The 15,078-nt window shown below is 40.5% G+C and carries 13 protein-coding genes; 7 read left to right on the top strand and 6 right to left on the bottom strand.

Going from position 1 to position 15,078, the window contains the following annotated elements; translation table 11 throughout:
• Positions 1–15: 15 nt before the first annotated feature.
• From trhP to rdgC, 3 genes are all read right to left on the bottom strand, one after another.
• Positions 16–1,377 (bottom strand): prephenate-dependent tRNA uridine(34) hydroxylase TrhP, encoded by a 1,362-nt coding sequence (gene trhP, locus QUD85_RS11335; RefSeq protein ID WP_093327030.1) that lies wholly within the window; start codon positions 1,375–1,377, stop codon positions 16–18.
• A gap of 83 nt (positions 1,378–1,460) precedes the next feature.
• Positions 1,461–2,066, bottom strand: coding sequence for an acyl carrier protein phosphodiesterase (locus QUD85_RS11330; protein ID WP_093327031.1), 606 nt, complete (start codon positions 2,064–2,066; stop codon positions 1,461–1,463).
• A 97-nt stretch (positions 2,067–2,163) separates the two neighbouring features.
• The gene (gene rdgC, locus QUD85_RS11325) at positions 2,164–3,087 is read right to left on the bottom strand and encodes a recombination-associated protein RdgC (protein ID WP_093327033.1); all 924 of its coding nucleotides are present in this window, start codon (positions 3,085–3,087) and stop codon (positions 2,164–2,166) included.
• A 291-nt stretch (positions 3,088–3,378) separates the two neighbouring features.
• Between rdgC and QUD85_RS11320 the strand changes: the two genes are divergently transcribed.
• From QUD85_RS11320 to QUD85_RS11290, 7 genes are all read left to right on the top strand, one after another.
• On the top strand, positions 3,379–4,386 hold the full coding sequence (locus tag QUD85_RS11320; protein ID WP_093327034.1) for a porin: 1,008 nt from the start codon (positions 3,379–3,381) through the stop codon (positions 4,384–4,386).
• A gap of 192 nt (positions 4,387–4,578) precedes the next feature.
• The gene (phoB, locus tag QUD85_RS11315) at positions 4,579–5,274 is read left to right on the top strand and encodes a phosphate regulon transcriptional regulator PhoB (protein WP_093327036.1); all 696 of its coding nucleotides are present in this window, start codon (positions 4,579–4,581) and stop codon (positions 5,272–5,274) included.
• Positions 5,275–6,591: a phosphate regulon sensor histidine kinase PhoR gene (gene phoR, locus QUD85_RS11310; protein ID WP_093327038.1), complete on the top strand. Its 1,317-nt coding sequence runs from the start codon at positions 5,275–5,277 to the stop codon at positions 6,589–6,591.
• 138 nt (positions 6,592–6,729) lie between these two features.
• Complete coding sequence (locus tag QUD85_RS11305; RefSeq protein WP_093327040.1) at positions 6,730–7,692, top strand: PstS family phosphate ABC transporter substrate-binding protein; 963 nt, start codon at positions 6,730–6,732, stop codon at positions 7,690–7,692.
• 126 nt (positions 7,693–7,818) lie between these two features.
• Complete coding sequence (locus QUD85_RS11300) at positions 7,819–8,766, top strand: HlyD family secretion protein (protein WP_093327041.1); 948 nt, start codon at positions 7,819–7,821, stop codon at positions 8,764–8,766.
• Positions 8,763–9,701 (top strand): ABC transporter ATP-binding protein, encoded by a 939-nt coding sequence (locus QUD85_RS11295; RefSeq protein ID WP_093327043.1) that lies wholly within the window; start codon positions 8,763–8,765, stop codon positions 9,699–9,701. Before QUD85_RS11300 ends, QUD85_RS11295 begins: the two co-directional genes overlap by 4 nt.
• Entirely contained in the window at positions 9,694–10,839 is a 1,146-nt protein-coding gene (locus QUD85_RS11290; RefSeq protein ID WP_093327045.1) for an ABC transporter permease, read from the top strand. Before QUD85_RS11295 ends, QUD85_RS11290 begins: the two co-directional genes overlap by 8 nt.
• Here the strand turns inward: QUD85_RS11290 and QUD85_RS11285 are convergent.
• The 3 genes from QUD85_RS11285 to QUD85_RS11275 all read right to left on the bottom strand — a co-directional run bounded on the left by QUD85_RS11285 (position 10,836) and on the right by QUD85_RS11275 (position 15,062).
• Entirely contained in the window at positions 10,836–12,362 is a 1,527-nt protein-coding gene (locus tag QUD85_RS11285) for a Ppx/GppA phosphatase family protein (protein ID WP_093327047.1), read from the bottom strand. The genes QUD85_RS11290 and QUD85_RS11285 overlap by 4 nt on opposite strands.
• 1 nt (position 12,363) lies before the next feature.
• Positions 12,364–14,478 (bottom strand): polyphosphate kinase 1, encoded by a 2,115-nt coding sequence (ppk1, locus tag QUD85_RS11280; protein WP_093327049.1) that lies wholly within the window; start codon positions 14,476–14,478, stop codon positions 12,364–12,366.
• Positions 14,479–14,564: 86 nt separating this feature from the next.
• Positions 14,565–15,062: a glycine cleavage system protein R gene (locus QUD85_RS11275; RefSeq protein ID WP_093327180.1), complete on the bottom strand. Its 498-nt coding sequence runs from the start codon at positions 15,060–15,062 to the stop codon at positions 14,565–14,567.
• Positions 15,063–15,078: the final 16 nt, after the last annotated feature.

Raw genomic sequence — 15,078 nt, 5'->3', positions numbered from 1 at the left:
CGCAATGCTTTAATCTTATAGATTTGCTGCACTTACAAAGGGTTGGCGAGTTGTTTCGTTAGTGTTTAAATAGCGCATCAAAATACCGTATTCTAAGTCGATGTCGGCATCACATTGAATGCGTACGAAGTGACCTGAACCTTTAGCATCAGTAATGGCTTCACCTTTGCGGTTTAACATATCCATTAAGGTAAAGCTGATATTGCCTTTTGGCGTCATAATTTCAAGCGAATCGCCAACGAGAAACTTATTCTTTACGTCAATCTCTAGGTACCCTGTTTTCGGATCCCTACCTAATATTTCGCCAACAAATTGCTGGGTATCACTTTTTGAATAGCCATAGTCATAGTTTTGTCTTTGATCGTGTCTATGACGTCTTAAGAAACCATCGGTGTACCCTCGATGTGCGAGATGCTCTAAGTCGGTATTAAGTCGCTCATTAAAGTCGCGTCCAGCAAGCGCATCTTCAATCGCTTGATTGTATATTTGTGCGGTACGAGCACAATAGTAAAAAGACTTTGTTCGACCTTCAATTTTTAGAGAATGCACACCCATTTTTACCAGCCTATCGACATGTTCTACCGCGCGCAGGTCTTTAGAGTTCATAATGTAAGTGCCGTGTTCGTCTTCAAAAGCAGGCATATATTCACCTGGTCGGCCAGCTTCTTGTAGTAAAACAATATCGGATGTCGGTTTTTCTTCAGGCAAGATAATACCGGTTGGTTGTACTGCAATAACATCACCTGTTTCGCTTTCCTTTGCTTCATGCACGTCATACTTCCAACGGCAGGCATTAGTACAGGTACCTTGATTTGGATCTCGCTTATTAATATAACCAGAGAGTAAACATCGTCCGGAATACGCCATGCACAGCGCGCCATGGACAAATACTTCAATTTCCATTTCTGGTACACGCAAACGAATTTCTTCAATTTCATCGAGTGATAGCTCGCGCGAGAGAATGACTCTTTCTACACCTTGTTGATACCAAAATTTAACGGTTGCCCAGTTCACGGCGTTCGCTTGTACAGACAAGTGAATAGGCATGTCAGGAAAATGCTCTCTAACCATCATGATAAGCCCTGGATCAGACATGATCAGTGCGTCAGGTTGCATGTTTATCACCGGCTCTATGTCCTTGATAAAGGTTTTAAGCTTACTGTTATGTGGGGCGATATTACTGACCAGATAGAACTTTTTATTGAGCGCATGTGCTTCGTCTATGCCTTGTTTGATCGTGTCATGATTAAACTCGTTGTTTCTCACACGAAGCGAGTATCTTGGCTGGCCAGCATAAACGGCATCTGCGCCGTAAGCGAAGGCATATCTCATGTTTTTCAAACTACCCGCAGGCGATAAAAGTTCTGGTTTAAACATGCTCAAACTCTATATCCACAAAAAAAGTAGGGTATTTTAGAGGCTTTTGCGCATAAAGGCTAGCGGGATATGGTTACAATTCGTTAATCGCCATGATGAAACAAATTACCTTCTATCGCTTGGCTGTTAACATGACGCATCAAGGCAGGGAAAAATGCTAGGAAAGTTTGCTCAAGTTGTGAGTAATTTGCGTTAATTTCTTCAAGACTGTTTTGGAACTGGTTTTTAAAACGGATTCTGTTTGCGATGTTATTCAGTGCTCGACCAATGGCTTCAATATCTTGGTAGCTTGACAGCCAATCCTGCGTTACCATTTTCTCGATAGTAAGCTGCATTGACGCAGGCATATAGCTGTGACCGTCAACTAAATGTTGGTAGCATTGCGCGATGTAGCTTTGTTGGTTTTGAGTTGAATATTCCTGCCAATGTTTAAGTAAAAAATGGTCGAAAGTTACGTCAATGATAATGCCAGAAAACCGCCGTTTTTGCGGTGAAAAAAGAGATTTTAACGCGAGGATATCGGGGTGTGTATCAGTAAATTTATCCACCGCATAGTGGTTTTCTAGTCCAGCCAATACCAGTGGTGGAAAAGCATCTCTTGCTATCCCTTTGCGAAAATCACCTAACAAATTACCCACACAAGAATGAGGCGTAGGTTGCGCGAGAAAAAGGTGGGCTAAAAAGTTCAATCCTATTCCTTATGAACAAGCTTGATATGTAAGTATACAAGGAGTGTTTAAAAATGGAACAACATGAAAAAAAGCCGCTTGCGCGGCTTTTTATTTTTTATTCAGTTAAGTAGCTTTCTGTGTTTAAGCTAAACTCTCGCAGCAAATCATGAATTAATTCATTCAACTCGCCAATCATTAATGCAAAATCGGCGTCTAATTTAGCCATAACATCTTCTTTATCAATGTCGTCATTTTGCTCTTGGATCACGTCGAAAAATTTTAATCGCTTAAACGAAAGGTCGTCAGCTAGTACAAAAGACAATGATTCTTTCCATTCAAGGGCAAGTTTAACCACAAATTTGTCCGCGTCTAAATGATGCTTAATTTCATCAGAGGCTAAGTCTTGATTTTTCACCTTGATCACGGCCGCGTCGTCACCAATCGCATTAAACTCTGCTTCTGTGCCAAGCTCGAATGGACCTGAAAGTGGTTTATCGATTAACCAATCTGTCATCACTTCATCGGGTGCTACGTTCTCTGGTGTTAAGCTAGACACAGGTAACGTACCCAAGGATTTACGCAACAAGGCTAAAAAGTCTTCTGCCTTTGACCTACTAGAGGCATTAACAACAATTAAGTTGTCTTTAGGGCTGACATAGCCTTGCGTATCACTGAGCTTTGAAAAAGCACGGGGTAAAAGGCTAAGTACAATATCTTCTTTAAACTGTTCTTTTTCCTTTTTAGTGGCCTTTCTGCTGTGCTCTGTTTCCAATAGAGACACTTTCTCTTCAAGCATTTCTTTAATCACTTGTGGTGGAATGATCTTGTCTTCTCTGCGAGCAGTTAGGATGAAGCTCTGATTTACACCGTGCACTAATGTTTGGCCTTGTTTTCCTAAGGCATTGGTCCAACCAAAATGCATTTGTTCAGTGGACTTGCATGGCGTGTATTTATGATCAGTTAAATATTTTTCTAGCTCTTCTTGTGTCCAATTAAATGGTTTTGTGAAGGCGAAAAAGTAAAGGTTTTTAAACCACATGAAGACATTCCTTGAATAACAGCTGGGAAAATTATGAAGAGCGATATTAGCGATTGCGCTTTACATGCACAAGTTAAAAAAACGCGTTCTTTTTATTTGCCTACGACAGGTTAACGTAAGTCCTTGCTGTTTATGACATTTTGATTTCATGAAGGTGAATGTATAAATAAATTTGTAACAAAAGTGTCACTTTGTCATAAATCTGTAATATTCGGTTGTCACACTAGCGCCATCAAAAACAAGGTCACTTGTATTTAAATATTTGTATTATTTACTTAATAGGGTAAAAACATGAAACTAAACAAGGTTTTTGCAGCGCTTTCAACCGCAGGCGTCATGGCATTTTCGTCACAAGCATTAGCTGAGACAGAACTACCAACAATCGAAATTTATGGTAAAGCTAATGTGTCTATGCAATCGTCTGACGATGGTGATGGTTCATTTACTGAGTTGAAAAGTAATGCTTCACGTATCGGTTTTAAAGGTGGTTATGACATCACTGATGACGTAGAAGTATACTACCGTGCTGAATTCCAAGTTGACATGGAAGGTGACAACGAGTTATTCAAACACCGTAACATCTATGTAGGTTTCAGAGGTTGGTTTGGTGAACTATATTTCGGTAAGAACGATAGTGCATTAAAACAGTCTGTTGGCCGTATCGATATTTTCAACGATTTAGAGGCTGATGTTGCTGGTTTATTCGCTGGTGAAAACCGTGTATCAAATTCGGTAACTTTTAAGTCGGCTCGTGTTGCAAACTTTAGCTTCTGGGGTACATACATTGCACCTGAAGCAACTGACGAAGATGCACAATTTTCAGCTGCACTAATTTATGGTGATTCGAAGTTTAAGCGCGGACCTATCTACGCTGCTCTATCAGCAGATTCAGGTGTTTCAAGTAGCATGAAACGTGTGTCAGATTCTAAGAGCACTTATGATGTTACTCGTGCGAGTGTACAAGCTGATGTTGGTGCTGGTTTTATCTTAGGTGGTATTTACCACATGCAAGAAGACACTGTATCTGGCCAAGAGCTTGACGGATTTAACGCGTCACTACGCTATGTTCAAGAGAAGTATGTGATTCGTGCACAATACCAACAAGCAAGTTTTGATCAAGGTGGTACTAACTCAGGTATCAGTTTAGGTGCTGACTATAACTTAAACAAACAAGTAAAATTGTACACTTTCTTCAGTACGTTTAATCTTGAGCAAAGCGACTTAGGTGTTGCGTATGATCCAAATGCAGCAGAGCTAGAGCAAAGCTACTTTGCTATTGGTACAGAATACGTATTCTAGACCTAACAGGTTGTTTTAAAAGGCCGCTAAAGCGGCCTTTTTTGTGCATATTTAACTGTTTTCTACATCCCATTGTTAAATATTTGTGTCATAATTCACAAAGAATCACTCACTGTCATAAAAGCGTCATATAAAGTAAGCAGAATAGTCATTTAACCTACATAGTTGACTACTACGCATTGGAAACAGGATATGAGTAGAGATATATTAGTTGTTGAAGATGAAGCGCCTATTCGAGAAATGATAGCCTTTGTATTAGATAACAATGGCTTTAACGTCATCGAAGCCGAAGATTTTGATAGCGCCATGGAACAGATCAAGGAACCTTATCCTGATTTGATCATGCTTGACTGGATGTTGCCAGGTGGTTCAGGTGTGAAAATTGCCAAAACATTAAAGCGCAATGAATATACACGTAATATTCCTATTATTATGTTAACAGCGCGCAGCGATGAGGATGATAAAGTAACAGGGTTTGATGCAGGGATTGACGATTACGTCACTAAACCATTCTCGCCAAAAGAGCTTATCGCGCGCATTAAAGCCGTTATTCGTCGCGTATCACCAACTTCTTTAGAAGAGCCTATTGAATTCCAGGGTTTAATGTTAGATCCTGTAGCCTATAGAGTCGCTATAGACGGTGAACCTGTCGAATTAGGTCCTACAGAGTTTAAACTGTTGCATTTTTTTATGACGCACGCAGAACGTGTGTATTCACGAGAGCAATTGTTAGACAATGTTTGGGGAACAAATGTATTTGTTGAAGATCGCACGGTAGATGTCCATATTAGGCGTCTTCGCAAAGCCATTACTGGACAAGGCCATGAAAACTTTATCCAGACTGTTCGAGGTGCCGGCTATAGATTTTCCGGAAAAGTAACAGCATAGATGTATTTTAGACTTTCAATTAAGAACCTATTAATTCGCTTATCTGCTTTATTTGTCATAGCGGGGTTGATAGGTTTTTTTATTGGTTATTTTTGGCAATCTATCGCGATAGTCAGCCTTGCTTTGTTATTTTGGCATTATCGACATGTCAACCAACTTGTTAACTGGCTTTGGCAAAGTAAGTCATTAACGCCGCCACTTGCAAGTGGTACCTGGGGCAACATTTATGACGGTTTATATCGATTAATTCGTAAAAGTCGAATAAAACAAAAAGCCCTTAATCAGCGTATTCGTCGCTTTAAAGATGGTGCTGAGGCGCTACCAGATGCCGCATTGTTATTGTCAGATGATCTAACCATTACATGGGGCAACAAAAAAGCTAAAAAGCTGATCGGCGTAAAATGGCCGGCAGATGAAGGACAAAGAATAGATAACCTAATTCGTTTTCCTGAATTTAGTCAGTACATCGAGAAAAATAAGTTCGACAAGCCGTGTGTTATTCCGTCACCTATATTGCTTGAGGTTAGGTTGGAAATAAGGATCATGCCGTACGGTAGTGATCAATATTTATTACTCGCCCGCGATATCAGTAAAGTCTATAAACTAGAAGAAATGCGTCGCGATTTTGTTGCCAATGTTTCTCACGAATTAAAAACGCCGCTAACGGTTGTGCGCGGCTATGTTGAAATGATTCAGGCAAGCGAGCAAGATTTTTCAGATCACTGGCTTCAAGCTTTCTCTACTATTGAAGATCAAGTCACCCGCATGGACAGACTGGTGCAGCAATTACTGGTGCTTTCACGAGTTGAGGTTAATACCGAGCTTAATATGAAGCAAAAGGTTAATGTTCCTGCGCTGATCGACAAGTTGGTGAATGATGTAAAATGGCTGAATCAAGACAAACAACATCGTATTGAAGTTGACGTGGATGAATCATTGGGTGTTAAAGGGCAAGAAACTGAACTTAAAAGTGCTTGTTTAAATTTAATTACCAATGCAATTAACTATACGCCTGCTAAAGGCACAATTACTGTCTCATGGAAGCGTGTTGGCGATAAAGCTCGTTTCTCTGTAAAAGATACCGGTGTTGGCATTAAACCTGCTGACATAAACCGTTTAACAGAGCGTTTTTATCGCGTTGATAAATCACGTTCTCGTGATACCGGCGGCTCTGGCTTAGGGCTTGCTATCGTCAAACATGTGATTAACCATCATGACGGTGAACTCATTATCACGAGCGAACTTGGAAAAGGATCTGAGTTCATTATAGAGTTTGGCGAAAAATCAATTTTTACCCAGAAAAGCCTCGTTAATTAGCGCTGCTACAAGGTGTCAAACGTTTAGTGACATTTTTATTACTGCTGTAACAATACTGTCATATTCCCTCCGTATAATGCCAACCATATTATTTAGAAACTAAGTATTGCCAATGTTTGGCTTTAACTGGAGAAAACTATGAACTTCAAACGTTTACTATCTGTAGCAGCTATTTCTGCAGGTATCAGCTTTACAGCAAACGCTGTTGACAAAGATTTACCTGTTTATGAAAAAGTAAGCGGTATTTCAGGTAATGTTTCATCTGTTGGTTCAGATACGCTAGCAAATATGATGACATTTTGGGCGGAAGAATTTAAGCGTGTTTACCCTAATGTAAACATTCAAATTCAAGCTGCTGGTTCATCAACTGCGCCACCAGCATTAACTGAAGCGACTTCTAACATGGGTCCTATGAGTAGGAAGATGAAATCAAAGGAAGTCGAAGCATTCGAAAAGCGTTACGGCTATAAGCCTACTGCTGTTCGAGTAGCAATTGATGCTCTCGCGGTATTCGTTCACAAAGATAACCCAATTGAAGGTTTATCAATTGAGCAAGTAGACGCAGTATTCTCAAGCAATCGCAAATGTGGTGCTAACAAAGATGCTGATCGTTGGGGCGTTTTAGGTTTAACCGGCGATTGGACAGCACGCGATATTCAGTTGTACGGTCGTAACTCTGTGTCTGGTACTTATGGCTACTTTAAGAAAAAAGCACTGTGTAAAGGAGACTTTAAAAACACAGTAAATGAGCAACCAGGTTCTGCATCTGTTGTTCAATCAGTATCAGCGTCATTAAACGGTATTGGCTACTCAGGTATTGGTTATAAAACATCTGGTGTACGTGCGTTACCTTTATCTAAAAAAGGTACAAACTACGTAGAAGCAAACATGGACAATGCCGTTTCTGGTGACTATCCATTGTCACGCTACCTATACGTGTATGTTAACAAGCACCCAAACAAGCCATTAGCACCTAAAGAAGCTGAATTTTTGAAAATGATTTTGTCTATGCAAGGTCAGAAAATAGTGGAAAAAGATGGTTATATTCCACTACCAGCATCTGTTGTAGAAAAAGAGTTTAAGAAATTAGGTTTACTGTAATAAGTAAGTCTATTCTCTCCCAACCATTAGCCGGCATTGTTGCCGGCTTTTTTTATGCCTTTACTTCATTGTTATTTATACGCTTTTATGCCATTTTGTAAGAACAGTGTAAAAAAGGGGTGAGGCATGTTTGTTCGTCAAATTACTGCAATGTTAATGCTTGCTGGATTACTTGCTTGTGAAAACAGAGAAGCAGGTGTAGCACTTGGTACCTTAGAGCGGGAAAGAGTCGCTCATATTGCAACGGCCAATGAAGTCGTTGAGTCTTTGCCCATTAATGAAGGTAGTTTTGTCGAGCAAGGGCAAATTCTGGTTGAGTTAAGTAAACATCGACAACAGGCAAAAGTCGCCCTTGCAAAAGCACAAATGTTTCAAGCTCAAGCGCAATTGGCTAAGTTAAGAAATGGTGCCCGCGCAGAAGAGGTAGCAGCGGCAACTGCAAAAGTGGAGGGCGCAAAGGCGTCTTTAAGAGAAAGCCAAGCAAATTTTGAGCGCGAGTCTCAGTTATACAAAAGTAAACTCAATAGTGAAGCTGATTACACAAAAGCACTTGCCCAACGAGACGCTAATCAAGCTGAACTAGAAGCCAATCAACAACAACTCAAAGAACTTACCAATGGTACTCGTGTTGAAGATTTACAAGCGGGAGAAGCTAGCTTACAGGCGGCTCAGGCACAGTTAGATTATGAGCAAACCTTGCTTGAAGATTTAACTATTAAAGCAACGCGCAGTGGGCGGCTTGATAATTTACCCTGGAATCTTGGCGAGCGCGTTACTATTGGTAGCCCCGTCGCTATCGTTTTAGCTGATACTGCGCCTTATGCGAGAGTGTATGTACCTGAGACTTATCGAGCAAAGGTTAACGTAGGCGATACCATGACAGTGTATGTTGATGGCATCCAAGCGCCGCTGCAAGGCGAAGTTAAATGGATAGCAACAGAGCCAGCATTTACGCCTTATTATGCGCTGAATCAAGAAGATCGCGCTCGCTTGATGTATTTGGCTGAAGTACAGCTAGGTGAAGATGCCGCTGATTTACCCACAGGTTTGCCCGCTCAGGTCAAAATGCCATGAATGATATAGTCATATCGGCTAATCAGTTAACGCGTAAATTTGGTGATTTTACGGCAATTGACCGATTGGATTTAGCGATAGAGAAGGGCACAATCTATGGTTTTTTGGGGCCTAACGGTTGTGGCAAAACAACGACTATTCGTATGCTAACAGGGCTGCTTAAACCCTCCAGTGGTGATATCAACGTATTGAATCATCAGCTGCCTAAAGGCGCCGAGAATTTGCGTCTCAATATTGGTTACATGACACAGAAATTTTCGCTTTATAACGACCTTACTGTGAAAGAAAACTTGCAGTTTCTCGCCACCACGTATGGTTTTTCCAAGAAGCAATCTAATGCTCGTATTGATGAGTTAACACAGCTTTATGATTTGACTGATATTCTTTCGCAAATAACTGGCAGTATGAGTGGTGGTCAAAGGCAACGGCTAGCGCTTGCTGGCGCGGTATTGCACGATCCAAGTATTTTATTTCTTGATGAGCCGACATCTGCTGTAGATCCTGAAACACGTAGAGACTTTTGGGAAAAACTGTTTGATTTATCCGCCCAGGGCACGTCCATCTTGGTTTCAACACATTACATGGATGAGGCGGAGCGGTGCCATAAACTGGCTATTTTAGAAGGCGGAGTAAAACGAGCCGACGGTTCTCCAAAACAATTGATGCAAGACATGGATGCCCATGTCATTGAACTTAGTAGTAAAGATATTAGAGAGGTTAAACGACAAGTATTAACGTTGAAGGATGTAAAGTCAGCGGCGCAATTAGGTTCGTTTTTACGAGTGTTAGTTACCAAAGCACAAACTGATCCCATTGCTTACTTAAAGCAAGCACTTGCAAACAGCTCACTCACTATCGATGAAATTAGCGAAGTCAGGCCAAGTTTAGAAGATGTGTTTGTGATGTGCACTGGCAAGGAGGCTAAACATGATTAGCCTTAGCCGTATCGGCGCTATTTTCAAAAAAGAATTACTGCAACTAAAGCGAGATAAAATGACCTTTGGTATGGTCATTATGATACCGCTTATTCAATTGTTGTTGTTTGGTTTTGCCATCAATACCAACATCCGTTTTATCCCTGTGGCGGTGGTAGACCAGAGTGAGTCTGCGCTTGGTCGTATATTAACCCAAACGGTGTCTGCAACTCAGGTGGTCACCTTTACCGAATCATTAAAATCGATTCAAGCAGCAGAGCAGGCGATAGCTGATGGACATATTAAAGCCGCGCTGATTATTCCTGCCGATGTAAGTAAGCGCTTAGTTCGGCATCAAACGGTCGGACTAAAAACACCGCCTTCTACCGAACAAGAATTATCGCGCCCAATTGCTCATTGGATTGTAGATGGTTCTGACACCATGATAGCAGCAGCAATTAAAGGACTTCGGCAAATGCCAATGGCGGAACTGCTCAATAAAAACGCCAATCGCAATACTCCGACCTTTGAGGTGACCTTATTTTATAATCCGGAGCAACGAACCGCGGTTAATATTGTACCGGGTTTAGTCGGCGTTATTTTAACCATGACCATGATTATGTTTACCTCAGCAGCGATTGTTCGAGAGCAAGAGCGCGGCAATATGGAGCTACTTATTACAACCCCAATTAGGCCGATAGAACTAATGGTAGGCAAGATTGTGCCCTATATTTTTATCGGATTGATACAAGTTGCCATTATTCTAGGGATCGGGCATTACGTATTTCATGTCCCTATAAATGGCGGCTTGGACACACTGTTTGCGATTACGCTGTTATTCATTGCTGCCAGTTTAGTACTGGGTCTTGTCATTTCAACCATCGCTAAAAATCAACTACAAGCGATGCAGATGACGGTCTTTGTATTACTACCGTCTATTCTACTTTCTGGCTTTATGTTTCCTTACGAGGGCATGCCTAAAGGGGCACAATATATAGCGGAAGCATTACCTGCCACGCATTTTATGCGATTAGTGAGAGCGGTGGTTTTAAAAGACAATGAACTCGCACATTTAACTGACGATATAATCTGGCTGAGCGTGTTTACTTTAGTGGGAATGCTAGTGGCGAGTTTACGCTTTAAGAAAACCTTAGATTAATCTCGCGCTACTTCAAAGGTAATATCAAGATTAGCCAGTTGCTTGGCTTCTCTTGCTAATTCTGCTCGCATCAGTGGACGTTGCGCTATCCAGTCACGATCAAGTGTTAGCAAAAGCGTTTGATCGACCAAGGTGAGTTCAGGTTCAAAATCGAGATTTAAAAGCCTTTGCTGATTAAGCAACACCGCGATACGCAGCACCGCCAGCGTTTTGTTTAACTTGTGAGTTTTCAACTGGTACCAATTGAGCTCTTTTGCGCTGGTTACTTTTTTACGGTGGTTTTCTACTAGCCAAGACAACGCCATTTGTTCTTCTCTATTAAAACCAGCTAAATCGGCATTGGCGAGAATGTAAGCGCTATGTTTGTGGTAAGCACTTGAATTGATATCAACACCAATTTCGTGCAATTGTGCGGCCCAATGAAGCAAGATTTGATACGTCTCTTGTTTTATTTTCCAGTCGTCTTTTACTTGGTTAAACAATAACAAAGCAATGCGTACGATGTTGTTCGCTTGCCCTTGGTCGATGTTGTAACGCTCGCTCAAACTATCTACGGTACGCTGTTTGATGTTTTCATGGGCAATGGCGTCGATATGCTCGTAAAGTACACCTTCTCTTAATGCATATGCGCAGTAGGTTAGCTCGTCTATTTCTAACATCTCAAACAATGCTATTAAAATGGCAAGCCCTGAGCACAGCACATTTCTTCTAGCTTCTTTAAGCAGTGCTAACTCTATGTCATCGACGTGACCAAAAGCGATTAACTGTTTCTTCAGTTTATTGAGTGCTTTAAGATTAAAGGGCCTTAAGTCTTCTTCACTATTTGATATTAGGCGACTAATAGCTTTAATCGTACCTGAGGTGCCGTAGGCTAACTGCCAGCCCATTTTTTTATAGCGGTTACCCACGGCTTCTAATTCTATTTTCGCATCAACAATTGCTTGCTCAAATGCTTCCTCTGTGATTTCTCCAGTGGGAAAATAAGCTTGTTGAAAGCTCACACAACCAATATTGGTGCTCGACACCGCACGGGTTTTAAAGTTTTTTCCTATCACGCATTCCGTGCTACCGCCACCAATGTCTACAACTAAAATATCTTTGGTCGGATCGGTATAGTAAGCCACACCTTGATAAATAAGCCGAGCTTCTTCATGACCGGTAATAATTTCGATATCAAACGGAAAAACCTTAGCTGCTTTTCTCAAAAATTTTTCAGCATTTTTAGCCTGACGTAGCGTGTAGGTGGCGACAATTTTAAAGTTGTCAGGGGTAAATTCAGCTGTTGTAGAGACTAGGTTGCGTAATGTTTCTAGACCGCGCTCCATAGCCTGATCTGATAGATAATCGTTACTATCCAGACCATTCGCGAGCTGTACTTGATATTTTTCGCTATGCAAAATTTGTAGGTTTTTTTTAACGATTCGAGCACTAACAAAGTGAAAGCTATTTGACCCAATATCTAAAGCGGCTAGGTATTGCCCCTCTTCATTTGCAACATGTTCTATTAGCTCACTTTGTGTCATCTTAGCCCTTATTCAAAATCTGTGTTTTATCGACATTTTCTTCTTCCGCAAGAAAATTATAGATTGCCTCTTGCGAGCGTAATTTTTTACGATTGCCGCGTGCTACGCGCTTGTTATCTTGTGCTTTATTAATAATACGGGCTTTAACTGTATCTTTAAAATGTAAATCTAAGATTGTTAGAATGCGTCTTTTTAATGTTTCATCATAAATAGGGCAGCTTACTTCAACCCTATCGTCCATATTGCGATGCATCCAATCCGCTGAGCTAATATATACCTGTTTGTCACCTAAATTATGAAACACCATGACTCGTGGGTGTTCTAAAAATTGGTCGACTATAGAAATAATTTTAATATTTTCACTCAAGGTAGGCAGGTTAGGGATTAACGTGCACATGCCACGCACAATCATTTTAATTTTTACACCCACTTGAGATGCCCCATACAAACGGTTGACTAAACCATTGTCAGCTAAATTATTTACTTTAATGATTATTTCTGCTTTTTTTCCTTGCTGTGCATGGCTAATTTCGTTGTCTATTAGCTGATAAATGCGTCGTCTTGAGGTAAGCGGAGACACAATTAAATGATTAAACCTAAACCTTTGGTAACTATGCGAGATAAATGAAAAGACACTCTCGACTTCCTGACAAATTTCCTTGTGCTGAGTAAACAATGAAAAATCTGTATAGACACGCGCATTGTTTTCATGAAAATTACCTGTGCCAATGTGCGCATATCTAATTTTTTTGTCTTGCTCTTTACGCGTTACTAAGCAGAGTTTTGAATGTATTTTTAAGGTTTCTATGCCAAACAATACTTTTATGCCGGCATCCTTCATCAGCTTGGCCCAATCTATATTTGCTTGTTCGTCAAAGCGTGCTTTTAGCTCGACAACAACGGTGACCTTTTTGCCATTTTTAACCGCTTCCATGAGCGAACGAATAATTCGTGAGTTTTTAGCGACACGGTAGATATTAAGTTTGATGTCCACCACTTCTGGGTGGTAGCACGCTTGGCGAACAAATTCGGTGAAATGGCTAAATTTATGATAAGGGTAGTACAACAAAACATCTTGTTTTTCTAATGCGCTAAATACCGATGAATACTGCGTGAAACGTTGCGCATCAAGCGCTTTAAAATCTTCTCTTTCAAGTGATTTACGACCAAGATTTGGAAACTTTACAAAATCTTTAAAATGACGATATCGAATACTCGGTACTAAGTTTTCTAATACTTTTATTTTCATCGACTTGCGCAGAAATTTAAGCATGTAGTCGGGCATAAGTTTATCATGCACTAAACGCACTAAATCGCCTTTCACGCGTTGCTTTAATCCCTTTGACATCTTGTCTAGAAAACTTTGGTCAAGTTCATCATTTATGTTGAATTCAGCATCGCGTGTTAACTTAATCGAATAGGCGTCGATACTATCGTAGCTAAAGAAACTAGCAAATATGTCATCAATAAAGTAATGAATAACATCATCAAGCAACACGATATGCTTTTCTTTTTTAGAACCATCTGCAGGCACAATAATAAAGCGCTGTTCCTCTAGCCTAGGAATTTCAATGAGGGCAAACTGTTTATGATTTTCACTTTTTAACGCAACCAAAAAGTAAATCTCATCGTCGTCGTCAACTGTCTGAGCCAGAGTCGTATCAGCGGTTAATATAATGGGGTTAATGTGCCTAAGAATTCTGTGTCTGAAGTAAGTATTTAGCCAGCGAAGCTGTTTACTCGATAAGTTGTCTTTGAGTTCTTTTATCTCTTTGTCGATAAAGTGGATATGAATGTGTTTGCGATCCAACTCTGAAAAGCAGGTATCTACAGCAAATTGAAATTGCTGAGTTAGCATCGCGACTTTAGCGTTTACTTTGTCAAGCAATTGATGAGCAGGGCCGTCTTCAATATTTTTAGCAATCTCGATCAGCGCTTTGTGCCGTAGCTTGGCAAAACGGACTTGAAAAAACTCATCCATATTGGCTGAATATATACCTAGAAAACGAGCGCGTTCAATAATCGGTACCGAGCTGTCCATAGCTTCTTGTAATACCCGTTCATTAAACGATAGCCAACTAATTTCTTTGTCAAAAAAACCTTGCTCGCCTTGCATTATTGCCCTTGTTATTGTTGCTAAATTCGCTACATTATATGACCTGTTTATGACTGCTTTATTACATAACTAGTTGATATTGATAGTTAATGTGTAATATCTATCATCAGGTCATCTGAAATACCTTCAAGGGCATCAATCAACGTATCTTTGTCCTGCGGATTTATTGAAATCGTCATTTTTGCCTTGAATAAGTCTTGGCCTGTGTGGGCAGCAGGGCCAGTTGTACTGACGAGCTTCATTAGATTGCCACCTTGTTTGTGTACCTTGGACGAAATTTCTTGAATGATGCCGCTTCTATCATTTGCAGTAAGTTCTAATACGATGACATTATCTTGCTGCGAATCTTTTCTAGGTGTTGTTTGACTGACTATTTTAAGCGATGGAATGCTTTGGAGGTCTTCTATAAGTTTCTCGATAAGGTTTTCTTCTATCGCGATTTCTACTGTACCAGCGAATAATCCATGTAAGTGATGCAAACTACTTGTCTGCCAATTGCCTCCGTGTTGGTTAATTAAATCTGACAGTGTATCGACGATACCCGGACGGTCTGGAGAGATAAATGAAACGACAAGTAATGACATAAAAATACCTTGAAGA

This window comes from Thalassotalea agarivorans, assembly GCF_030295955.1.
Classification (GTDB): domain Bacteria; phylum Pseudomonadota; class Gammaproteobacteria; order Enterobacterales; family Alteromonadaceae; genus Thalassotalea_D; species Thalassotalea_D agarivorans.
Note: the sequence above shows the minus strand (reverse complement) of the source record. Positions and strands in the feature narration are given on the sequence as shown.

Coding starts and splice junctions, on each gene's coding strand:
- QUD85_RS11305 (WP_093327040.1), top strand. CDS start 6,730: ATGAACTTCAAACGTTTACTATCTGTAGCAGCTATTTCTGCAGGTATC.
- rdgC (WP_093327033.1), bottom strand. CDS start 3,087: ATGTGGTTTAAAAACCTTTACTTTTTCGCCTTCACAAAACCATTTAAT.
- ppk1 (WP_093327049.1), bottom strand. CDS start 14,478: ATGCAAGGCGAGCAAGGTTTTTTTGACAAAGAAATTAGTTGGCTATCG.
- phoR (WP_093327038.1), top strand. CDS start 5,275: ATGTATTTTAGACTTTCAATTAAGAACCTATTAATTCGCTTATCTGCT.
- QUD85_RS11320 (WP_093327034.1), top strand. CDS start 3,379: ATGAAACTAAACAAGGTTTTTGCAGCGCTTTCAACCGCAGGCGTCATG.
- QUD85_RS11285 (WP_093327047.1), bottom strand. CDS start 12,362: ATGACACAAAGTGAGCTAATAGAACATGTTGCAAATGAAGAGGGGCAA.
- trhP (WP_093327030.1), bottom strand. CDS start 1,377: ATGTTTAAACCAGAACTTTTATCGCCTGCGGGTAGTTTGAAAAACATG.
- QUD85_RS11275 (WP_093327180.1), bottom strand. CDS start 15,062: ATGTCATTACTTGTCGTTTCATTTATCTCTCCAGACCGTCCGGGTATC.
- QUD85_RS11300 (WP_093327041.1), top strand. CDS start 7,819: ATGTTTGTTCGTCAAATTACTGCAATGTTAATGCTTGCTGGATTACTT.
- QUD85_RS11290 (WP_093327045.1), top strand. CDS start 9,694: ATGATTAGCCTTAGCCGTATCGGCGCTATTTTCAAAAAAGAATTACTG.
- QUD85_RS11295 (WP_093327043.1), top strand. CDS start 8,763: ATGAATGATATAGTCATATCGGCTAATCAGTTAACGCGTAAATTTGGT.
- phoB (WP_093327036.1), top strand. CDS start 4,579: ATGAGTAGAGATATATTAGTTGTTGAAGATGAAGCGCCTATTCGAGAA.